The following is a 20487-nucleotide window of genomic DNA, read 5'->3' as shown; positions in this document are numbered from 1 at the left end:
CTACTCTAACTTCTGCAGCCGGTCCATGAGTTCCATGAACCGCTGTTTATATTGCTCAGGCAGTATTGCAGTACCTTGCAGTCTGCGCAGTTCTTCTAAGTATTTGTTGCGGTCTTCATGCTTGGACAGGAGTCCAAGCTTCTCTTCATAATTCTCAAGCACTTGCTCCGCCCGCTTGATATGCTCGTACACAGCCTGGCGGCTAATTTCAAATTCCGCTGCGATCTCTCCCAGGGAGAAATCATCATGGAAATAATATTTGAGAAACGTCTGTTGCTTGTCAGTAAGCAGCCGTTCATAGAAAGCAAATAACAGGTTGATCCGGTTGGTTTTCTCGAGCCTATTCTCCTGACTCATTAAGGGCACTCCCTTCGTCAAGGAAAAACACTTTACAGCTTCACAACGTCCCTTATGATACCGAAAACAAAGAAAGATGTCAAGTCTTTTTACTTGTCATCTTTTTCTTTGCCCAAAACCGGCATTCCCGCCCTGAAATCCTGCACCAGTACGGCCCTATACCTCACGCATTAATGAATAGGGAGGATGTATAACAATACAACGAAGAAGTGTAGAACGGTTCCCGCAAGCACGAATAAATGCCAGATCGCATGATGGTACGGGAAGCCGCGCCATACATAAAACACGGTGCCCAGAGTGTACAGCAGTCCGCCAATCATCAGCAGAGTCATCCCGCCGCTGGCGACGGCCTGTGACAGAGGGCTCCAGGCGATTACGATCATCCAGCCCATCGCAATGTAGAATACGGTGGACATGAACAGGAATTTTTTGACGAAAAAAGCCTTGAAGAAAACACCGAATACCGCCACTCCCCAAGCGATGCCGAATAACGTCCAGCCCAGCGGTCCGCGGATCGCCACCAGCATAAACGGGGTGTACGTTCCGGCAATGAATAAGTAAATCGAAGAGTGGTCAAGGAATTCAAAGAAGTCCTTCGCCTTGCCGTCTCTGAGACTATGCACCATCGTTGAATTAAAATACAGGATCAGCATAGTAGCGCCGTAAATGGAGAAACTGACTACATGCCAGGCTGTGCCGTTCTGAACAGCATATACGACCAGCAGAACCAGCGCAGCAATACTTAATAGAGCGCCGATCCCGTGTGTAACCGCATTTGCTACTTCTTCCTTGCGGCTGTAAGTGTGAGTATTTGCCATACCACGATTCCTTCCGTTTGCGGTTTCCTTCTATTATAGCCGTTTCTCCGAAGTCCTTCCAGCTTACGGAATCCTCAGAGCAGGCTGCTGCTGTATCATTCAATCGTTTAAGAAGCCATCATCAGCTGTTACAGCAACGCTTATTCAAGTCTTATAGCTTGTAGAGCTCCGTATACTTTGCTTCCAGATAATCTGCCAGATAATCGGGATTCAGCGGTTCGCCTGTGACTTGCTCGATAATCTGGGAAGGGGTCAGGCTCTGGCCGTAGCGGTATACCTTGTCTGTAAGCCATTCTTTGATCGGCAGCAGGTTACCGGCAGCAATCAGCTCTTCGAACTCCGGCAGCTCCTTGCGGAGAGTGTTCAGCATCTGGGCCGCATACATGTTACCCAAGGAATAGGAAGCGAAATAGCCGAAGTCGCCGCCGGACCAATGAACATCCTGCAGCACGCCAAGCGCATCCGTAGGCGGTGTAATCCCTAAGTATTCCTGATACTTCGCGTTCCAGGTCTTAGGCAGGTCCTTGACTTCAAGTCCTTCGTTGAAAATCAGCTTCTCAATCTCATAACGCACAATAATATGCAGGTTATACGTCAGTTCATCAGCTTCGATCCGAATGAAGGAATTGCCTACGCTGTTGATTGCCCGGTAAAAGTCTTCCATCTCCACGTCCGCAAGCTGCTCCGGGAAATGCTGCTGCAGATCGCCGTAGTAACGCTGCCAGAAGGCCCGGCTGCGGCCGATCATATTCTCCCACAGTCTGGACTGGGATTCATGAATTCCCATGGATGCGCCCTGTGCCAGGGGTGTACCGATCAGCTCTTCACCGAAATTCTGCTCGTACAGGGCATGTCCGCCCTCATGCAGCGAGCTGAAGATGGAGCTGGTCACATTGTCCAGCAGATAGTTCGTGGTTATGCGGACATCGCCGGGGTTCAGCCCTGTAGCGAACGGATGTACACTTTCATCCAGACGTCCTGCCTCGAAATCATAGCCCATCTGTTCGAGTAAGAAGAGGCCGAATTTCTCCTGCTGCTCCTTAGGGAAGATCTGGCTCAGGAATTCGGTGTCCGGCTTGTTCGGCGAAGCATTGATCGCTTCGGCCAGCGGCACAAGACGGCTGCGCAGACGGGTGAAGATCGCATCCACCTTCTCAACGGTCAAATCCGGCTCGTACATATCCAGCAAAGTGTCATAACGCGAGCCTTGCACACCCCAATAATCAATGAACTCTTGTTTGAAGGCCACAATCTTGGTCAGATAAGGCTCGAAGGAGGCGAAATCATTATCATCCTTAGCCTCTTCCCAGATCGTCTGCGCATGGGCGGTGAGCACCGAATATTCCTCGAAGGTCTTGGAGGGAATGCTTTTGCTGCGCTGGTACTCCTTGCGGGTATCCTTCACAATCTTATTCTGATTGCTGTCCAGCTGCTCCGCTACTTCCGGGCGGCTGAAATACGCTGTGAACGCTCCGATCTCCTCCGATACCTGGAGTCTGAATGCTTCTGCACTCAGCATACCCAGCGTGGCGGAACGGATCTCTACACCTTTGCGGGGCGCGCCTGTACGCAGATCCCAGCCCAGAAGTCCAATTGCTTCATAATAGCCTTTGATTTTAGATAATAGCTCGCTGAATTTATCCCATTGTTCCCGGACCTGCTGTTCCATGTCTGAGCACCTGCCTTGTCATTTTTTTCTACTCCTCTTGATGATACTTTTTATAATCGTTATAATCAAATTCGGGCTGTATCTCTTCAAATTTGAAGTAGTTAACAGCTTACAGGCGCGGAGACAGACTCCGCTTAGATTTTGCAATATTTGATTACAGGAAGCCCTTTATGTTCGCGGCAAGACGCAGTACAATGAATTACAGTTTAATCTTAAGGAGGCACATGGCTTATGAGTCAGGTTACAGACATTTTAGAGTTCAACAAGCATTTTGTAGAGGAAAAAGCATATGAGAGCTATCTGACCAGCCGCTTCCCGGATAAAAAAATGCTGATCATCACCTGTATGGACACACGGCTTGTTGAGCTTCTGCCCAAAGCAATGAATTTCAAGAACGGTGATGTCAAAATCATCAAAAATGCCGGAGCCATAATCTCCCAGCCGTTCGGGAGCGTCATGCGCAGCGTAATGGTTGCGCTATACGAACTGGACGCGGACGAAGTGATTGTCGTCGGCCATTATGAATGCGGCATGGCTTCCCTGAATGCTGACCATATGATTAACTCCATCAAGGAACGCGGCGTGTCCGAGGAAGTACTCAGTACCCTGGAGAATTCAGGGATTAAGCTGACCAAATGGCTGCGCGGGTTTGACAACGTCGAGGAAGGGGTAATTCAGACTGTGGAGCTGATTAAGCGCCATCCCTTACTCCCCCCAAACGTACCTATTCACGGCATGATCATCGATCCGGCTACCGGAGCGCTTGAGCTTGTCTCGGACGGATACGCGGACTAAGACAACTCTCTGATACTGCTGATTGCGCGGGTCCTGGACCCGCGCTTTTTTTGTGTAAATTCTTATTTATTAAAAATTGAAACCTTAGCTCCTACTCTGCGTATTACCGGGCAATAGCCGGGTAAACCGGGATACCAAACTTCTAGGAGGTTCTCGTACTCAATGAAACCAATGAAACGTGTAATGATGATCGTCATGGCCTTCACACTGTTCTTCGCTGTCACTGTTCCTGACTTCGCAGATGCCCGCCGCGGCGGGGGCTTTAAATCAGGAAGCCGGGGATTCACAACGACCCCGAAGAAATCAACCACCGATAATGTGAAAAAAAGCGATAGCACCAAAAGCAACACCAACGGAACTGCAGCGAATGCGAACCGCGGCTTCTTCAGCGGCGGCAGCCTGATGAAAGGCCTGATGATCGGCGGGATCGCCGGCTTCCTCTTCGGCGGAATGTTCGCCGGAATGGGCGCTTTAGGCAATATTATCGGATTCCTGATTAACATGCTGGCCATCTACTTCGTGATTACGCTGATTATGTCCTTCTTCAAGCGCAGACAGGAACGACGCCGGCTGGAAGAAAGAGACGGACGCTACTAATGGGTGTTACCCTTCTTAGTATGGACGAGATTATCAATGCGATCTGCCTGCATATGGCGGAACGCAAGGCTGTACGGGTGGAGGAAGTCCAGGTGGAACTCAGCTGGGACGAGGACACCGGCTACACCGCAGAGGTCTGGATACAGGGAAGAAGCCAGTATCTGGTGGAGTCCAACATGATTGAGTCCATTCTTCGCTACGTACACAGCGAATACGGCATCCGTGCCTACCGTGAAGATGTACGGCTGGAGCTGGATGAAGAGATTACAGCGGTTGTGAACACGTAATCGTTGCAAGACTTGATTCGAATAAAGGGATGGCCCCGGGTAGCGGGGTCATCCCTTTTATTGTCCATCCATGATAATCACAAGATATATAAATTGAACTAAGACTTTTTTGGGGATTAGCCGTGACTCCAGAGAAGTTTTGGACTTCCGGCCGCTGCCCTTCTGCAGATTTCTTGATTTATCCCATTTCCAACGGTTGAAATCCGCAGACAAAGGCGGTCGCTTCCGCTCCTCCAGTTCCAAAATTCCCCTCCGCCACTTTTCCCTTAATTTAAGTCTTCAAGTTCAATCTATATTACTTCTCCTCCTGACGTCAGGAACCCGGCCAGTACATCCTCCCTGCGGACCCGCGCTGCGCCGCTTCCATGCAGCTCAGCCCAAGGCACACGCTGCTGCCGCAGAATCGCCGCAGTTCCTTCAGAAGTGTACTCCGCATACCTGACCGTCTGCTCACCCCCAGGCTCGCCCCAGTTATCCCAGCCTTGGGGGTGGATATGCTGGCCCATCCTGCAGTCCACAAAGGCTGTCTTCGCATGCTCCCGCCATGGCCGGCCCAGGAATACCGGCGCTGTTCCCGGCTCAGCACTCAGATAACATTGATTGAACACGTAGCCGTAGGCCTGCCCTTCAGGAGTGGAGGCAGCCGTGATGTAGCCTGCATGGCCTCCGCTATTCCGCAGGCTGTGCAGCGTGCAATGCTCGAAGTAGGCCGCTGCTCCGCCAAAGATATAATCTACCGTTCCCTCAATGTAACAGTGCTGGTACAACTGGCGGTACTGTGCATGATGTTCCCGCAGCGGAACGCCGCCGAACAGCATACGCTCTCTGGGAGCCGGCGGCAGCGGGCCGGTGAACAGCGTGTCCTGATGGCCCTTGAATGTACAATTCCGGAATACCGTCTCATCACAATGGGCGTACACCGCCACTGCCTGCCCTACCTCACTGCCTTGTCCCGCTGTATTGGAGACGGTCAGATTCTCCAGGACCAGCTTCCGGCCGCCAAGGAACAGGGTGGGAGTCGCAAAGGTCCCGATCTCCTCCCCCTGCTCATCCAGCTCCCGGGCATAGCGGTTCATCGTGATCTCCACTTGTCCGATGCCGATGATACGGAGACAGGAGCGGTAGACCCGCACCTCTTCCTTGTACACTCCCGGCATAATGTAGAGCGTGGCCTCTATGTCCGGGTCCAGCCGTTCCAGGGCATCAACTGCTGCCTGAATGGTAGAGTAATCGCAAAAGCCCTCTTTGCCCACCAGCATCCCTTTTCCCATCCTCTCTCACACTCTGGCCTTCACTTAAAAGCCTGCTAACTTCACTTATTTCTGTGTCAGTTTGTATGCAGCCTCGTATTCTTCGGTGATCTTGGTTCCGCCCGAATCCTTCCAGGTCTGCACGGCTTTCTTGAAGGCCGCCTCATCCGATTGGCCCATGATATATTTGAAGGTAGCATCTGTGATGATCTTTTGCAATTCCGTTCCCTGCTCATTATTGGTTGCCGAATCCAGCGGAACGGTTGGATCAAGCACGGCGAACTTGTCATTCTCGCGGATCAGCTCATTGGCCAGCTGCTTCTCAGGATTCGCATCCTTAAGCGTATAGGCGATCTCACTAGGTCTGCTGGAGGAGAAAGGCTGCACATCCGCCTGCCACAGCTCGGTGTTCAGAATCTTGAAGGCGCCGTTCTCATCATATTCATAATGGGTGCCTTCGATCCCGCCGGTCATAAGCATGAACGCCTTCTCATCGATCAGGTCATTGACGAACTTCAGCAGCCGCTTGAGCTCTGCTTCGGTCTTCACCTCTGATTTCGGAAAAGCCATCAATCCGCCGATCCCGCTGCCCTCGGACCAGATATGATACTGTCCATCTCCATTGGAGATCTTGTTCACCGGCACCAGCTCCATGCCCGGCTGCAGATCCTGGGCCAGTGTTCTCAGACTGGTGATGTCCACCATACCGGTATAAATCCCGGTCTTCCCTTGCGCGAATTGCTGCTGCTGGTCCGTCTTGGCTGTGACTGCGAAGTCCTGCGCCAGGTATCCGTTCTCGTAGAGCTTTCTGGAGTAATTCATCGTGTCGATATACTCTTGGGTATCGAATTCAGGGATAAACTTGCCGCTATCATCCACCTTCCAGCCATTCGGCGTGCCGAAATAAGAGCTTAGTGTTTTGAAGCTGCTGTATTTCAGCTCTGATCTGTCCCCGAAGCCTGTCGTGTCCTTCACACCGTTGCCATCCGGGTCATCCTCTGTGAAGGCTCTGGCCACTTCATACACCTCATCCAGCGTCTTCGGAACCGGCAGACCCAGCTTATCCAGCCAGTCCTTGCGGAAGATCAGACCGGAACGCGCCAGATTCTTCTGAAAAGGAACGCCGTACAGTACGCCTTCAATCGAAGCCGCTTCCTTCAGCTCAGGAGCAATCTTCGCCAGATTACTGAACTCTGAGAGATAAGGGCCCACATCCCAGAACAGCCCTGATTTCAGTGAGCTTCTAACCGATGAATTCGTCATCATGGTCAGGGTGACAATGTCTGCAAGCTCCCCCGAGGCCAGCGCCGTAGTGATCCGCTCTTCCTTGGAAGCATCAGGTACCCAGTTGAAGGTGATTTTACTGTTGGTATATTCCTCAAGCAGCGATTTGATCGTATCGGTCGGCGGCGAAGCTGTGTGCAGAATATTCAGCCAGCTTACTTCCAGCTTCGAGTTCAGATCCTCTGGTGCGGCATTCTTCTTCTCTTCCTTGTCTCCGCCGCATGCCGAGAGCATAGTGGTAGCCATTGTAGCGATTGCAATTAGCGTGACCCATCTTTTGTTCATAACACTTCTCCTTTGGTAGATAGAAATAGTTAGCCTTAGCCTTAATACACGCCGTCTTCGCCCATTCTTTTAGCCAGCTTGTTAGAGAGCATCACGAGAATTAACCCGACAACGCCCTTGAACAAGCCTATCGTGGTGCTGAAGCTTAATTGCCCGTTCTTGAGGCCCGCCGTATAGATATAGGTATCGAAAATCTCAGCGACACTGCGGTTCAGCGAATTCAGCAGCAGATACATATGTTCGAAGCCGAGATCCAGCGTGCTGCCAATTTTGAGAATCAGCAGGGTAATAATCACGGGACGGATCGCCGGCAGTGTAACATGCCAGGTCTTGCGCAGACGGCTTGCCCCGTCCATCTCGGAGGCTTCATAGAGCTGCGGGTCCACTACAGTAATGGCTGCCAGATAGATAATGGTCGACCACCCAAGCTCCTTCCAGATAATCTGCAGGATATAGATCGTCCGCAGCCACTCGGAGGAGGTGAGGAAGCTGATTTTGGTGCCGCCGAGACTTGCGATCAGCTCATTGATGACCCCGCCATCCACCGTCAGGAACACATACGTAATAGAGACAATGATGACCCAGGACATGAAGTGCGGGATGTAGATAATCGTCTGAATCCAGTTCTTGAGATAGCGTCCCTTCAACTCGTTCAGCATCAAGGCTACAATAATCGGCAGAGGGAAGAAGATCACAATGTTCATGGCAAACAGAATCAGGGTATTGCGCAGCAGCTGCATGAACGTAGGCTCCGTAAATAACCGGATGAAATGCTTCAGACCGACCCACTCACTCCCGGTAATTCCCTGGAACGGCTGATAATTCTGGAACGCAATGATCAGCCCGCCCATGGGCAAATATTTGAAGATGATGAAATACAGCAGCCCGGGCAGGATCATCAGATACAGCAGCTTGTATTTGTTCAGAGCCGTAAGAGCGCGTGCGCCTTTCCCCTTTTCTATGGTCAGATTTGGTGTTGCGGTGATGCTTGTTGTTTTCACATGTCAGCCTCCTTTGCTCGTTCCTGTTACGTTCTCAGCGTAAGAAATTTCTTACATTACGTATATAATCATTATGTGATAGCGTTTACAGAACCCGCGTGGCTGCGCGGTTAAGGCCGATCAGATCTCCTCTGAGGATTACCCGCCTAGGCTAATGATTATTCTGCGGAGACGGGCTGCACAGGGCTGGACTGCGAACACCTCATGCCCGGATTATATACGTAATTTCCGCTCCTTGTTACAGTGAAGAGGTACTGAAAACCGAGGAGGATCACAGAATGAACCATAGCTCACGTAGAAAAGAATCGGTCGGCGGAAGGATCTTCACCTTCGTTAATACAGCCATACTCGTTCTGATTGCGCTTGTCTGCTTATTGCCCTTCATCAATATCATTGCCAGCTCCTTCGCTACCACCCAGGAGGTCATGGCCAAGCGGTTCATCCTATTCCCGACTACCTTCTCCCTGGACGCGTACCGCTACATTCTCTCAACGCCTACCATCTTCCGGGGACTCGGGGTATCCGTAGGTGTCACTATTGCAGGAACCGTAGTCAGTATGCTGCTTACCGCGCTGATGGCCTACGGCTTGTCCAGGAGATACCTGCCTGCCCGCAATACGATTAACTTCATCGTCGTCTTCTCCATGCTGTTCAGCGGCGGAATGATCCCCACCTTCCTGGTCGTCAAAAGCGTCGGCCTGATCAACTCGTACGGGTCCCTGATCTTCCCGGTTGCCGTCAATGCCTTCAACATGATTATCATGCGCAACTTCTTCCAGGCGCTGCCTGACAGTCTGGAGGAGTCCGCCAAGATCGACGGAAGCAATGACTTCGGAATCTTCATGCGGATCATGCTGCCGCTGGCCCTGCCTTCCATCGCCACCATCTCCCTGTTCTATGCGGTTGCTTACTGGAATACGTACATGAACGCGATCCTCTATATGAATGATTCGGCAAAATGGCCGATCCAGGTGCTGCTGCGCCAGATCGTCATTGTCTCCAGCGGGATGCAGGCGGAAGGAAGCTCGGTCGATATTGTACCGCCGGCCCAGACGATCAAAATGGCAGTCATTGTCATCGCTACTGTGCCGATGCTGGCCGCTTATCCTTTTGTGCAGAAGCATTTCACCAAAGGCGCCCTGCTCGGAGCAGTCAAAGGCTGACGGCCCGCCGTTCAGTGTCCATCCAAATGGTTAGAACATATGCAGAAACGGTACCGCCTTGAAGCAAGGACGGTACCGTTTCTGCATGACCCCCTGATCCAGGCTCTCTCCTGAACCAAGCCCCTATTCCTGCTAAAATATCTGCTGCTCGCCCTGCTTCAGCTTCCGGTAAGCGCCAGGCGTAACTTGCTCCTTCTTGCGGAAGGAGCGGATGAAATTCTGCGGATTATGATACTGCAGCCGCTCGGCAATCTCCTTGATCGTCATATCCGTCTCCGTCAGCCACCGTTTGGCCATCTCCAGGCGGTAGTTCATGAGGTATTCGCTGAAGGCGGTGCCGTACTCTTTTTTGAAGATGCTGCTCAGATAATTCGGATTGTAATGAAGCCGCTCGCCGATCCCCTCCAGCGTAAGCTCACGGTCATATTCCGCGTGCACAATATCGGTGATCTTATCCGAGAGACAGCGGAACTGCTGGCTGGTCTTGTCCTTCATGCTGTACATCATGGGGTAAATAACCTCCTGCACCAGCATCCGCTCCATCTCTTCGGGATTGCGGATGTCCAGCAGGCGGTGATACAGCTTATTGTTATCCTGGGTCAACAGGACGCTAACCCCCAGATGCTGCTCCAGCTGAATCAGATTATTCACGAGCCGCACCAGCATGACCTCGAATTTCAGAGTGCTCTTGTTCTTGCCCATCAGCTCCGCCAGGAACGGATAGAGCGCAGCGGTGACCTGCTCCTTATCCCCCAGCCGGATGGCATTGAACAATTGCGTCTCCAGCTCTGCCGGATAATGCAGCGACACCGGACCGGAGACAACCATGGAGATATCCTCATAGAAAATAATCGATTCCTTGCCCAGATTCAGCCGCTGATGCAGGGCCTGCTTGCTCATCTCTCCGGCTTCCTTACTCTCTAACAGATTGCTGTAAAAGTTGCTGATGCCGATGCTGATCGACACCTTCAGATAATCGCGCACCGCCTTCAGGAGTGCCGTGGCATAATCCAGCACTTCTTTATTCATTGCGGCATCGCTGGACCCGGTGAAGGTCAGGATCGTGGCCTGGGTATCATCATTCAGGATAATCGGCTGCAGCCGCTGACCTGCGGGGATCAGCTCCTCCACCATCTTATTGACGGCAAGCAGCAGAACATCCTTGTCCGAGGCCTCCCGGTCGCCCAGGCTGTCCAGCTGAATCAGCATCGCCGCATAACGGTGCTTCTCTGACAGGTTGTACCCGAACCGGAGCAGACTCTGCTCCAGCTCCTCAGCCGAGACGCGGCTGCGGAACAGATTCAGGATCAGCTGCGTCTCCAGCCGGGGCATTTCCGATTCGATCAGACTCTCAAGCGAAGCCTTCTCCGAGATAATCGTATCAATCGAATGCCGGATATATTCCAGCTCATTCCTGGAGTTCACCTGTGGAATAACGGGCAGACTGCGCTTAAGCTGCTCAATCGGCTTGGTGAAATATTGGGAGATCATATAAGCCACCACCCAGATCAGGAGAATCGACAGCAGCCCCATCGCGGAGATCCCGAACTTGGTCATCTCCAGAGAGCGGGTAATCTCCGCCTGATCCAGCACGGTCAGATAGATCCAGTTATTATACGAGGACTTGGCGTAGATAAGCTTAAGACTGCCGCGGCCGGAGACCTCCTGCTGGACCGTCCCCTTGTCCTCCATGGAATTGATCGTTCCGGCAAGCTTGCCGAATTGCTCCGGGGCTATCAGCCCGTTGCCAGGATCGGATTCATACATCAGTTCACCATGCTTGTTCAAAATGTAGACATAGGCATCCTCCCCGCTGTTTATCGTGGCATTCAGGGTATGTAATGAAATGTCGGATAAGGCAATCGCCTGCTTCTTACTGGAGAACACCGGCAGTGTATTCACGAACCGGATGCCTTTGTCCGTTTTCATCCAGAAGAGGCTCTGCTCCTGATTCTCAATATACTGCTCCCGGAGCTGCTGAACCTCCCCGGCACTGAGATTGCTGAGCTTCTCATTCAGGATCTGCCAGTTCTGCACCAGACTGATCAGCGAATATTCCGTCCCTTCAGCCGCCATGGAGGCGATATAATTCAGCTGCGAATTCACATTCCGGTAGGCGATAAAGTCTTGCTCGGTAATCGGATGGGTCACAACCTCCTGAAAAGAGCTGGTGGTGCTATAGGTGTTGAACGCGTATTCTATCGTTTGGATCTTATGCTCCAAATTGTTCTTAATCTGCTCGATATAGCTCTGCTTGCTGCTGGAGAACCGCTCGACCACAGAATCGATGGTACTGATGTAGATATAGCTTCCGAAGCCGGTCACCAGTCCCACGCCCAGAATTAGTATAGGTATAAAAATGCTGTAGAACATTCTTCCTTTGCTCATTGTGTTTCCCCTTTGATTTGATAGACTCTATTAAATTATAGCGCTTTCATAAATGCGGTTCCATGATTATTTTCACGTGTGCAATTTGCAAAAGGGCTCGTTGAAGCCGTTCAGCCCTTCATTATACGCAGTAGAACTCCCTATATGGCAGGTAAGGCAGGTATGGCGGGCACGGAACGTGTTAGCTTCGCCTTCTAACCAATCCATGTTCTATCGTGGCTGGAGCAGCTTTTGACTAACCAATTGTATTTTGTACATTCAAAACCTCCGATTTGGCCGCCAAATCATATTCAATTGTAGTTCGTACATTAGAATATTGCATATGAGCTGAAATGGGGCCGTTTCTCGAAATTCAAATGTACAAAATACAATAGAGCCTATATTTTAGCCGTTTTTACAGCGTTCCATTGTACAAAGTACAGTTACCCTTATTCCAGCGCGTCCAGCGTCTGACTCTTAACAATAAGAAACACCGGACCAGCGATAGGCTGATCCGGTCTGTTCACATCCTGGGGCTATGAGCCTTGCTTAGAGCAAGGAAATCGTCAGCAGCTCGAACAAGACCAGCGGCATAATTACATTGCTGTTCACTGTACCGGGATATGGGTAGCCCGGGCCCGGATATCCCGGACCTGGATAGGGCTTGTAATAAGGATTGTAATATCCGCGGCCCATATCTGTGGCTATGGTTACAACCAGGTACATATTCTTACTGTCCATACCGGCAAGCGTGCCCTCATGCATCTGACCGTCAAGGGTCTGCACCTGCACTTGGTGATTCAGATACGGCTTACAGGACTGGTGAAGGGAATCGCGAACCCCGTTCAGATGCTGGACCACCGCCGGGTCTGCCTGATAGATCACCGGCGTTTGTGTGCCGGAAGAAGTTGTCGACATAGGTGTATGACCTCCGTGTAATTGGATTTGCTTCATACTATGCACCTGCCCAGTCCGGTGTGCCCAGCCTGCTCCCCGCCGTTCATTCGATCCGCATACACAGACCAAACAGCCGTACACCGGAAAGTCCGGTATACGGCTGTTATCAATACTTTAAAGTGCTGTGCGTTCAGAACGCTTAAAAAGCCACGCCTATCCCGCCCTGGCCGGCATAGGTTCCCATCACGGGTCCCATCGTGGACAGCAGAACCTCCTTGAAAGGATGCTTCTCCAGAATACGCCGCTTGATCTCCAGCGCCAGCGTCTCACAATTGCTATGCACAATGGCGATTACCGCCTGCTCATAATCATGCTGCTTCTGGTCCAGCTTAGCGAGCAAATGGGTCAGCGCCTTGGGCAGTCCGCGCGTCTTCTCGACCACTTCAACGATACCCTCGTCGCTGATCTTCAGCAGCAGCTTGATGTTCAGCACGGAAGCCACAGCGCCGGAGATCCGGCTCAGCCGTCCGCCCTTGATTACATTCTCCAGGGTATCCAGCGTGAAGTACGCAGTCGTCTCTTCGACCTTTTTCAGCACTCTGTCCTTCAGTTCAGCCAGACTTGCTGCGGTAAGTGACCATTTGGCCGCCATAGCGACAATCAGGGTCAAGCCGCCGGAGAACAGCTTGGAATCTATAATTTCAATCGCATTCGGATGTCCTTCTTCCTCGTACATCTCCTTCGCGATCATTGCGGTCTGATAAGTACTGCTAATATTAGAGGACATGCAGATGACCAGAATGTCAGTGCCTGCTTCCACTTGCTTGAAGCTGTCCAGGAAGGTCTGCGGACTCGGGCTTGCAGTCGTCGGCAGCTCCTTCGTTTCATGCATTTTGTCATAGAAATCCTTGGCATTCATATCATCCGGCATTAGCTCATGGCCGAAATGGACCGGCAAATGAACAATGGAGATGTCATACTGCTTCGTGTATTCAGGGGGTAGATCCGAACCGCTATCCGTAATTATCTTGATGGGCATCAGAATGCTCTCCTTTCAATTCTATACCATTATAGTTACCCTTTCCGGAGATCAATAGTACAATTTATAACTTGTCAAAATCGGACTTTTGTGCTTAGTCCTAGTTGTGATATGGTTGAAGCATATGGTTACAGAAATGGAGTGTATTAAGATGAGCAAGAACAGAGTATGGAACCGGGGCAAGCATAATGGTGCCGGTCTGTCCAAAAAAGCCCCGGCTGCCGCAGAATCCGAGGGTGTGGCCGAGACCGCAGCGCCAGAGGACCACAGCGCCGAGGTAATTAACGAGCGGATTGATACCGTCAAGCCGATGAACCGCAGCAACTGGGTCACCCGGCCCGCCCGCGTGAAGCCGCAGAACCCGGAACGAAATAAGAAGTAGCTTAACCGCTGCATGCTTCGCATTCCATGGGAGCACATTTCTCCCAGCTAGCGGGCTTCCCGCAACCTTTGTTATCATGGAGACACAAACGGCTACGCCGTCCTTAAGAGGATGGCGTAGCCGTTTCTGCTTGCACTAGTCGGTCGGAGAACGGTGAGCTTGTTAGGACTGGTAATATCCAAGCGGGGTATCCCGCTACAAGGATTCAGTCAGACTATCCGGCACGTACCGGTTCTCCCGTATTAGCGCCCGGATCGCCTTCAGCGTGTTCCGCTGAATCGGGACACCCGTTGTCCGGTGCAGCTGAAGCCAGCGCAGGGCAGCCAATGCCTCGAATAGCTCCAGCTCTGCCGGGCTATACCTGCTGTTGGCGGCAAAGGCTGACCGGTATAGACTGGCATTCCGCTCCGCCAAATACACTCTAAAGAGCAAAATAGACCACGAAATATCATACCTCGGATCGCCAAGCTGAACATTCGTCCAGTCTATGATGGTAAATGCCCCGGAAGCCTCCAGAATATTGCCCAGATGATAATCACCATGAATCAGCTGGTGGGCAGTCAGCTTGCCCCGCTCCGCCAGCTCCTGCGCCAGCGTTCGGATCTCCGGCTGCTCCGCCCAGGCAGGGAAGAAGTAATCTGCGAAATCATAAGCCGGTACCTTCAAGCCGCTGGCTGAATCAATGTGCAGCTTATGTACATCAAGCAGATTGGCTGCTATGGCGGAAAGACTATCCGCATTTACCTTCTTAACAGGCATACCATCGAAGCTGGTTAACAGCACCTGATGACCCTCAGCGTCTAGACCCCAGGCATACGGCTGTGAGACCGCGCAGCCCTGCCGGAACAGCTGCTCCAGCACTTGATACTGGATCGAGACGTCCGGCCGGGACTCGCGGTTCCATATTTTCAGTACAAGCTTCCTATCCGGCAGTGTAATGCCGCACACCTCAGCTTCCAGTCCCCCCTTCATCGGGGTAACGGCCGCCTCTTCCAGCCTTGCCAGCAGCCGTTCACTATCTGCGCCCTGCTCTTGCCAGCGGATACCGCTCAGAACATTATTCATAGTTATGATTCCCCTCTCCAAGGAACGATCTGCTGCTCATTATACTGCTGCGAATCCCTCAGACCATATTCTAGGCATTTTCCCTATTCCAATGAATAACATATTCCAACTATACCAATCAACAGTGAATTGAGGGATGCGAAATGGAACATTGGATTAGAGTAGAACCGAATGTGAAGGTGTATGTGAATGATCTTAACCCGCTTGGCACCAAAACAATACTCTTCATTCACGGCTGGCCAGCAAATCACCAAATGTTCGAATACCAGTACAATCAGCTTGTGCCCATGGGTTACCGCTGCATTGGAATGGATATGAGAGGCTTCGGCCGGTCTGACAAACCGCTTGACGGGTACGATTACAACCGTCTCGCAGATGATATCCGCTGTGTAATCGGCGCCTTGGGACTGCACAATATTACACTCGGCGGGCACTCTACCGGCGGAGCTGTAGCGATCCGGTATATGGCCCGGCACAAGGGATATGGTGTCTCCAAGCTGGCCTTATTCGCTTCCGCAGCCCCCAGTCTGATTCAGCGGCCGGGCTTCCCTTATGGCACGACCAGAGAAGCTATAGAGCAGATTATCCAGTCCACCTACAAGGACCGCCCCAAGATGCTGCATGATTTCGGCGATATTTTCTTCTATCAGCCGGTATCACAGCCGTTCTCGGACTGGTTCTTCCTGTTAGGACTGGAGGCGGCAAGCTGGTCCACTATCGCAGTCTCCAACGCCTGGCTGGCCGAAGAGTTGTTCGATGATCTCCCCCGGATACAGCTGCCTACCCTTATTCTGCACGGGGTTCATGATCAGGTGTGCTTCTTCCCGCTGGCCGAGGCACAGCATCAAGGGATTAAGCATTCGGTCCTTATTCCCTTTGAGAACAGCGGCCACGGATTATTCTATGACGAGCGGGACCGGTTCAACCGGGAGCTGTCCAGTTTCGCCCAGTAGATCATCCGCCTAGCCAGAACAGGACTGCCCGAGAAGAAATAGCTTCATGGGGCAGTCCTGTGTTGATTCGCAGGCGTAGGTGCGTGTGCGAATGAGAAGCTCTACAGCTCCAGCGTCTCTCCATATGCAAGCGCCGAGCCTCGGATTCCTGCCTCCTCCAGCGCCTGAACGAAGGCCCCGGCATCCTGCTTGATTGGCGGGAAGGTATTGTAGTGAACCGGAAGGACCTGTCTTGCACCCAGCCACTTCGCCGCGATAAGCGCATGCTCCGGCCCCATGGTGAAGTGTCCGCCGATTGGCAGGATCGCGAGGTCGATCTCATACAGCTCCCCGAACATTTTCAAGTCACCGAACAGCCCTGTATCCCCTGCATGCAGCACCGTGTGTCCGTCCGCCTCAATAATGAAACCCGCCGGGGTTCCGCCATAGATCCTCTGTCCATCCTCCAGCGTGATGCTTGAGGTGTGGAAGGCATGAATCATCGTCGCCTTGGCAAAACCAAGGTCCACCGTCCCTCCAATGTTCATCCCGATGGTCTTTTTCGCTCCCTGGCCCCCCAGATGGCCCGCCAGTTCCACGTTGGCTACAACCACCGCCTGATTCTGCTCGGCAATCGGCAGAGCGTCCAGGATATGATCCATATGGGCATGAGTCAGCAGAACAGCATCTGTCTTAATATCCTCTACCTTCGTCACCGCCGCAGAGTTACCGCTAATGAATGGGTCGATGATCAGCGATTTGCCATTCACCTCAATTTGAACACAGGAATGGCCGTGGTAGGTAATTTTCATAGATATCCTCTCCTCTTCTTGATTAATTTCAATAGGTACTAAGGAATGCATCGTGCAAAAACCCAAGGTTTACGATACAATGACAGCAAGTTGCTCTAAATCCAAATCCAGCAGTGCGATTGACGAATATAACATAAATTATTACGTTCGTTGTTTTTTATGATATATCTATTCCTGCCAGCTGTCAAGAGAGGTGTGAAGAAGTTGCTGTCCGTTGAGAAAACTATGCTGTTTCTGTTATCTAAGGTGAAGCAGATGGGCGCCCAGCAGTTTGTCGAGATCTATGAGCAAAGGGGGTACACCTCCACCTATATCCGCAATGCCCTATCCCGCTTGAAAAAAGAGGGCTATATCGCTTCCCCGGCACGCTCCTGGTATAACGTCACTGCCGAGGGCCTCGCCTACATTAAGGCGATTAACAGCAAGCCTGCCCGTTATCAGGAGCAGTGGGATCATACCTGGGATGTGGTGATGCTGGAGGTTCCCGAATCCGAACGCAAGAAGCGCGATCTGTTCCGCACAGCACTCGGGCAGCTGGGTTATGGGCTTTTATATAACAGTGTGTACATCTCACCATGGAACTATCAGGACGAAGTCGCAGCCCAGATCCAGAAGCTGGAGCTCGAAGGCAAGGTGTCGATCCTCCAAGGCCAATTTCAGGAAGGTACCATTACACCGCTCAAAGCGCGGGCCATCTGGCAGCTGGACGACATTGAAGCCTTATACCAGAAGAAATCAGTCTGGCTGAAGGAAGAATTCGCTCCGCGATTGGCGGATACCCTTCAGGCGGGGCAGCCGTTACAGCTCTTCCTGCTATATTTGCAAATGGGAGAGGAGTTAAGCGGATTGTTCATGGCTGACCCCTATCTCCCGGATGAGCTGCTGCCAGACCATTGGCCGGGCAAACGGGTCCTCTCAGACATGAGGGAATACATGGTTAGAGCCGCTCAGGCGATACCTGCGGATTCTTCCTATGCGCCCTTCGTCCAATAAGGTATGGCAAAGAGCAGCCCGGACTCCGGGCTGCTCTTCGTATATGAACTACTCCTCACGGCTGCCGGAAGCCAACAGTTCCCGGACCGCTTCCTTATTCGTAAGCGGGGCCCGGCAGGCGAAGTTACGGCAGACATAAGCGGTCGCTTCGCCCCGGACGGCCGGTTTATCAGCCAGATGCGGCAGCAGGCGGAGCATCTCTCCGCCGTCCCCTTCCCAGTTCACGATGAGCGCTGCGTCCGGCAGATAGGTCTGCTGGACCTGAGCGAGCATGGCGTGCAGCGCGGGATCTTCTTTTTTGCCGGAGAGGACCCATTCTCTGCCGCCAGAGACCATCCCCAGATGGGCCTGTAAATACATCGCATACCCCGGCGGATACTCCGCCGCAGCCGAAGCAAGCACCGCAGCGGTGCGCTCCGCAATCTCTTTCAGCTCCATATCCTGGGTAATAACCGACAGCTTCCACAAAAGCTTCGCCGCCACCGAATTCCCGGACGGAATCGCCCCATCATACAATTCCTTCGAGCGGACCGGCAGCTTCTCCCCGTCATGCCCGGTGAAGAAGAACCCGCCTCCTTCGGTATCTAGGAACAGCTCCAGCATCCCATCCTTAAGCGTCAGCGCCCGCTCCAGATAGACCGCTTGACCTGTAGCCTCATATAATTCGCTGAGACCCCAGATCAGGAAGGCATAATCGTCCAGATATGCGGGAATCGCCGACTCCCCGTCACGGTAACGGGCCAGCAGCCGCCCATCCTCACGCCGCAGCTTGTCCCAGATGAAGTCCGCTGCACGTTCGGCGGCCTTGGCATATTCCGGCTTCTGGAGGGCCTTGGCTCCCAGGGCCAGCGCAGCAATCATCAGGCCGTTCCACGAGGTCAGCACCTTGTCATCCTTAAGCGGATGAATGCGCTGCTCCCGGTACTCGAATAGCTTCGTACGCCATTCCTCCATCCGGGTCCGCAGACCAAGCGGATTCATGCCCATACGCTCCGCCATCTCTTCCGGCAGACCGTGAAGGAGATTCGGAATATTTTCCCCTTCGAAGTTGCCTTCCAGCGTAATCCCGTACACATTGCAGTAGGAATGCATATCCTCCAGCCCAAGCGCTTCCTCAATCTCCTCACGGGAGAAGACGTAGAACTTGCCTTCCACCCCTTCGGAATCGGCATCCTCTGCGGAGTAGAACGCGCCTTCCGGCGAAGTCATATCACGCAGCACATACGTGAAGATCTGCCCGGCAATCTCCGCATACAGCGGCTTCCCCGTAAGCTGGAAGGCTTCCAGATAGACATTCGCGAGGAGAGCGTTATCGTAGAGCATTTTCTCAAAATGCGGCACCAGCCACTCCCGGTCTGTTGAATAACGAGCGAAGCCGAAGCCCACATGGTCGTACATGCCGCCCCGGTACATCGACTCCAGCGTATGCTCCACCATCCGCAGCGCTTCCGGCTGATCATGCAGCTGGCTGTACGCCAGCAGGAACGACAAATTATGCGGCGAAGGGAACTTCGGCGCATTACCGAACCCGCCATATTCCTCGTCAAATTGACGCCGGTACAGCTCATATGCCTCATGCAGCAGCTCCGCGCCGGGAATCCCGCCTGCGGCTTCCGGGTTGTACGCATTCTTGCGGTCAAGCGTATGCAGCTCTGCCAGCAGGTCGTCGCCCAGCTTATCCAGTGCTTCACCGTCCTGCTCCCACTTCGTATGAATCTGCTCCAGCACATCCATCAGCCCGATCCGTCCGAACATCTGCCGCTTCGGGAAATACGTCCCCGCATAGAACGGCTTCTTCTCCGGCGTCAGCAGCACCGTCAGCGGCCATCCCCCGCTCCCCGTCAGCGCCTGACACACCGACATATACAGCGCATCAATATCCGGCCGCTCCTCGCGGTCTACCTTGATCGCTACGTAGTGATTGTTGAGGAGCTGGGCGACTTCGGCGTCCTCGAAGGATTCGCGTTCCATTACGTGGCACCAATGGCAGGTCGAATAGCCGACGGATAAGAAGATCGGCTTGTTCTCCGCCTTAGCCTTGGCAAAAGCCTCCTCTCCCCATGGATACCAGTCCACAGGGTTGTAGGCGTGTTGGAGCAGGTAAGGCGATTTTTCGTTCGCTAATCTATTGGGTGACTTGTGAGTTGTCACGGGCCGTCCCCTCATTTCGGATGATTTGGGTAAAGTGTTGTCTAGGGATAGTTTACCCAATTTGGTGGGGGAGGGCGCAGGGAGAAGAACAAAATCCCCCTACTGAGTGACTATCTTTCTAGCTAGTGATTATTTATCCGCTGGCTTCTCTTTTCGCACCAAAGATCCGTTAAAAGCTAGGCAGGCAAACTCTGGGGATTCTCCATTTTCAAAAGTCGTAGACACCAACTCTTCTACTATTAATTCGAACAGGATCTACCTTATTACATTCTACACAGACATAGTCAATCCATACCTCTGCTTCTTCCTGCCACCAAAAAGCCCACACCTTGAAGCAACGGTG

The 20487-nt window shown here is 52.5% G+C and carries 19 protein-coding genes; 7 read left to right on the top strand and 12 right to left on the bottom strand.

Annotated features, from left to right (window positions below; translation table 11 throughout):
• The 3 genes from MKX42_RS14690 to MKX42_RS14680 form a co-directional block, all read right to left on the bottom strand.
• On the bottom strand, window positions 1-357 hold the full coding sequence (locus tag MKX42_RS14690; protein WP_340753145.1) for a putative DNA-binding protein: 357 nt from the start codon (window positions 355-357) through the stop codon (window positions 1-3).
• A 170-nt stretch (window positions 358-527) separates the two neighbouring features.
• Complete coding sequence (trhA, locus tag MKX42_RS14685) at window positions 528-1175, bottom strand: PAQR family membrane homeostasis protein TrhA (RefSeq protein ID WP_340753144.1); 648 nt, start codon at window positions 1173-1175, stop codon at window positions 528-530.
• Between the two features lie 151 nt (window positions 1176-1326).
• Window positions 1327-2844: a carboxypeptidase M32 gene (locus MKX42_RS14680; protein WP_340753143.1), complete on the bottom strand. Its 1518-nt coding sequence runs from the start codon at window positions 2842-2844 to the stop codon at window positions 1327-1329.
• Window positions 2845-3075: 231 nt separating this feature from the next.
• On the opposite strand from MKX42_RS14680, the gene MKX42_RS14675 reads away from it, so the two are divergent.
• From MKX42_RS14675 to MKX42_RS14665, 3 genes are all read left to right on the top strand, one after another.
• Window positions 3076-3639, top strand: coding sequence for a beta-class carbonic anhydrase (locus MKX42_RS14675; RefSeq protein ID WP_036733547.1), 564 nt, complete (start codon window positions 3076-3078; stop codon window positions 3637-3639).
• 162 nt (window positions 3640-3801) lie between these two features.
• Window positions 3802-4236: a hypothetical protein gene (locus MKX42_RS14670; protein WP_340753142.1), complete on the top strand. Its 435-nt coding sequence runs from the start codon at window positions 3802-3804 to the stop codon at window positions 4234-4236.
• On the top strand, window positions 4236-4523 hold the full coding sequence (locus MKX42_RS14665; protein WP_340753141.1) for a YxcD family protein: 288 nt from the start codon (window positions 4236-4238) through the stop codon (window positions 4521-4523). Before MKX42_RS14670 ends, MKX42_RS14665 begins: the two co-directional genes overlap by 1 nt.
• A 290-nt stretch (window positions 4524-4813) precedes the next feature.
• On the opposite strand, the gene MKX42_RS14660 is transcribed toward MKX42_RS14665, so the two are convergent.
• Genes MKX42_RS14660 through MKX42_RS14650 form a run of 3 tightly spaced genes read right to left on the bottom strand, consistent with a single transcriptional unit; the run spans window position 4814 to window position 8241 of the window.
• Window positions 4814-5782: a pectinesterase family protein gene (locus tag MKX42_RS14660; protein ID WP_340753140.1), complete on the bottom strand. Its 969-nt coding sequence runs from the start codon at window positions 5780-5782 to the stop codon at window positions 4814-4816.
• 57 nt (window positions 5783-5839) lie between these two features.
• Entirely contained in the window at window positions 5840-7342 is a 1503-nt protein-coding gene (locus MKX42_RS14655) for an extracellular solute-binding protein (protein ID WP_340753139.1), read from the bottom strand.
• A gap of 41 nt (window positions 7343-7383) precedes the next feature.
• On the bottom strand, window positions 7384-8241 hold the full coding sequence (locus MKX42_RS14650) for an ABC transporter permease (RefSeq protein WP_445668096.1): 858 nt from the start codon (window positions 8239-8241) through the stop codon (window positions 7384-7386).
• Between the two features lie 380 nt (window positions 8242-8621).
• On the opposite strand from MKX42_RS14650, the gene MKX42_RS14645 reads away from it, so the two are divergent.
• Entirely contained in the window at window positions 8622-9506 is an 885-nt protein-coding gene (locus MKX42_RS14645; RefSeq protein WP_340753137.1) for a carbohydrate ABC transporter permease, read from the top strand.
• A gap of 132 nt (window positions 9507-9638) precedes the next feature.
• On the opposite strand, the gene MKX42_RS14640 is transcribed toward MKX42_RS14645, so the two are convergent.
• The 3 genes from MKX42_RS14640 to MKX42_RS14630 form a co-directional block, all read right to left on the bottom strand.
• Complete coding sequence (locus MKX42_RS14640; protein WP_340753136.1) at window positions 9639-11894, bottom strand: helix-turn-helix domain-containing protein; 2256 nt, start codon at window positions 11892-11894, stop codon at window positions 9639-9641.
• A gap of 528 nt (window positions 11895-12422) precedes the next feature.
• Entirely contained in the window at window positions 12423-12791 is a 369-nt protein-coding gene (locus MKX42_RS14635; RefSeq protein ID WP_340753135.1) for a hypothetical protein, read from the bottom strand.
• 178 nt (window positions 12792-12969) lie between these two features.
• Window positions 12970-13809: a DegV family protein gene (locus MKX42_RS14630; protein ID WP_340753134.1), complete on the bottom strand. Its 840-nt coding sequence runs from the start codon at window positions 13807-13809 to the stop codon at window positions 12970-12972.
• A 151-nt stretch (window positions 13810-13960) separates the two neighbouring features.
• Here MKX42_RS14630 and MKX42_RS14625 point away from each other — a divergent pair, with 151 nt between their 5' ends.
• Window positions 13961-14191, top strand: a complete 231-nt coding sequence (locus MKX42_RS14625) for a hypothetical protein (protein ID WP_340753133.1) — start codon at window positions 13961-13963, stop codon at window positions 14189-14191.
• A gap of 195 nt (window positions 14192-14386) precedes the next feature.
• Here the strand turns inward: MKX42_RS14625 and MKX42_RS14620 are convergent, their stop codons facing one another.
• Window positions 14387-15256: a phosphotransferase family protein gene (locus MKX42_RS14620; RefSeq protein ID WP_340753132.1), complete on the bottom strand. Its 870-nt coding sequence runs from the start codon at window positions 15254-15256 to the stop codon at window positions 14387-14389.
• Window positions 15257-15399: 143 nt separating this feature from the next.
• Here MKX42_RS14620 and MKX42_RS14615 point away from each other — a divergent pair, with 143 nt between their 5' ends.
• Window positions 15400-16209 carry an alpha/beta fold hydrolase gene (locus MKX42_RS14615; RefSeq protein WP_340753131.1) on the top strand — a complete coding sequence of 270 codons (810 nt, stop codon included), beginning with the start codon at window positions 15400-15402 and terminating at the stop codon, window positions 16207-16209.
• Window positions 16210-16310: 101 nt separating this feature from the next.
• Here MKX42_RS14615 and MKX42_RS14610 read toward each other — a convergent pair whose 3' ends face one another.
• The gene (locus MKX42_RS14610) at window positions 16311-17000 is read right to left on the bottom strand and encodes a metal-dependent hydrolase (protein ID WP_209869408.1); all 690 of its coding nucleotides are present in this window, start codon (window positions 16998-17000) and stop codon (window positions 16311-16313) included.
• A gap of 195 nt (window positions 17001-17195) precedes the next feature.
• Here MKX42_RS14610 and MKX42_RS14605 point away from each other — a divergent pair, with 195 nt between their 5' ends.
• On the top strand, window positions 17196-17993 hold the full coding sequence (locus MKX42_RS14605) for a PaaX family transcriptional regulator C-terminal domain-containing protein (protein ID WP_340753130.1): 798 nt from the start codon (window positions 17196-17198) through the stop codon (window positions 17991-17993).
• Between the two features lie 48 nt (window positions 17994-18041).
• Here MKX42_RS14605 and MKX42_RS14600 read toward each other — a convergent pair whose 3' ends face one another.
• Window positions 18042-20144 carry a thioredoxin domain-containing protein gene (locus MKX42_RS14600; protein WP_340753129.1) on the bottom strand — a complete coding sequence of 701 codons (2103 nt, stop codon included), beginning with the start codon at window positions 20142-20144 and terminating at the stop codon, window positions 18042-18044.
• Window positions 20145-20487 lie beyond the last annotated feature (343 nt).

The sequence above is a fragment of the Paenibacillus sp. FSL R7-0204 genome, assembly GCF_038002225.1.
In the GTDB taxonomy this organism is placed as follows: domain Bacteria; phylum Bacillota; class Bacilli; order Paenibacillales; family Paenibacillaceae; genus Paenibacillus_AQ.
The sequence above is the reverse complement of the archived record's forward strand: the minus strand, read 5'-3'. Positions and strand labels throughout refer to the sequence as shown.

Bases quoted from the DNA above. Each gene is read 5' to 3' on its own strand.
- MKX42_RS14635 (WP_340753135.1), bottom strand. From the start codon at position 12,791: ATGTCGACAACTTCTTCCGGCACACAAACGCCGGTGATCTATCAGGCA.
- MKX42_RS14645 (WP_340753137.1), top strand. From the start codon at position 8,622: ATGAACCATAGCTCACGTAGAAAAGAATCGGTCGGCGGAAGGATCTTC.
- MKX42_RS14675 (WP_036733547.1), top strand. From the start codon at position 3,076: ATGAGTCAGGTTACAGACATTTTAGAGTTCAACAAGCATTTTGTAGAG.
- MKX42_RS14610 (WP_209869408.1), bottom strand. From the start codon at position 17,000: ATGAAAATTACCTACCACGGCCATTCCTGTGTTCAAATTGAGGTGAAT.
- MKX42_RS14625 (WP_340753133.1), top strand. From the start codon at position 13,961: ATGAGCAAGAACAGAGTATGGAACCGGGGCAAGCATAATGGTGCCGGT.
- MKX42_RS14690 (WP_340753145.1), bottom strand. From the start codon at position 357: ATGAGTCAGGAGAATAGGCTCGAGAAAACCAACCGGATCAACCTGTTA.
- MKX42_RS14680 (WP_340753143.1), bottom strand. From the start codon at position 2,844: ATGGAACAGCAGGTCCGGGAACAATGGGATAAATTCAGCGAGCTATTA.
- MKX42_RS14670 (WP_340753142.1), top strand. From the start codon at position 3,802: ATGAAACCAATGAAACGTGTAATGATGATCGTCATGGCCTTCACACTG.
- MKX42_RS14630 (WP_340753134.1), bottom strand. From the start codon at position 13,809: ATGCCCATCAAGATAATTACGGATAGCGGTTCGGATCTACCCCCTGAA.
- MKX42_RS14665 (WP_340753141.1), top strand. From the start codon at position 4,236: ATGGGTGTTACCCTTCTTAGTATGGACGAGATTATCAATGCGATCTGC.
- MKX42_RS14640 (WP_340753136.1), bottom strand. From the start codon at position 11,894: ATGAGCAAAGGAAGAATGTTCTACAGCATTTTTATACCTATACTAATT.
- MKX42_RS14615 (WP_340753131.1), top strand. From the start codon at position 15,400: ATGGAACATTGGATTAGAGTAGAACCGAATGTGAAGGTGTATGTGAAT.
- MKX42_RS14650 (WP_445668096.1), bottom strand. From the start codon at position 8,241: ATGATCCTGCCCGGGCTGCTGTATTTCATCATCTTCAAATATTTGCCC.
- MKX42_RS14660 (WP_340753140.1), bottom strand. From the start codon at position 5,782: ATGCTGGTGGGCAAAGAGGGCTTTTGCGATTACTCTACCATTCAGGCA.
- trhA (WP_340753144.1), bottom strand. From the start codon at position 1,175: ATGGCAAATACTCACACTTACAGCCGCAAGGAAGAAGTAGCAAATGCG.
- MKX42_RS14655 (WP_340753139.1), bottom strand. From the start codon at position 7,342: ATGAACAAAAGATGGGTCACGCTAATTGCAATCGCTACAATGGCTACC.
- MKX42_RS14620 (WP_340753132.1), bottom strand. From the start codon at position 15,256: ATGAATAATGTTCTGAGCGGTATCCGCTGGCAAGAGCAGGGCGCAGAT.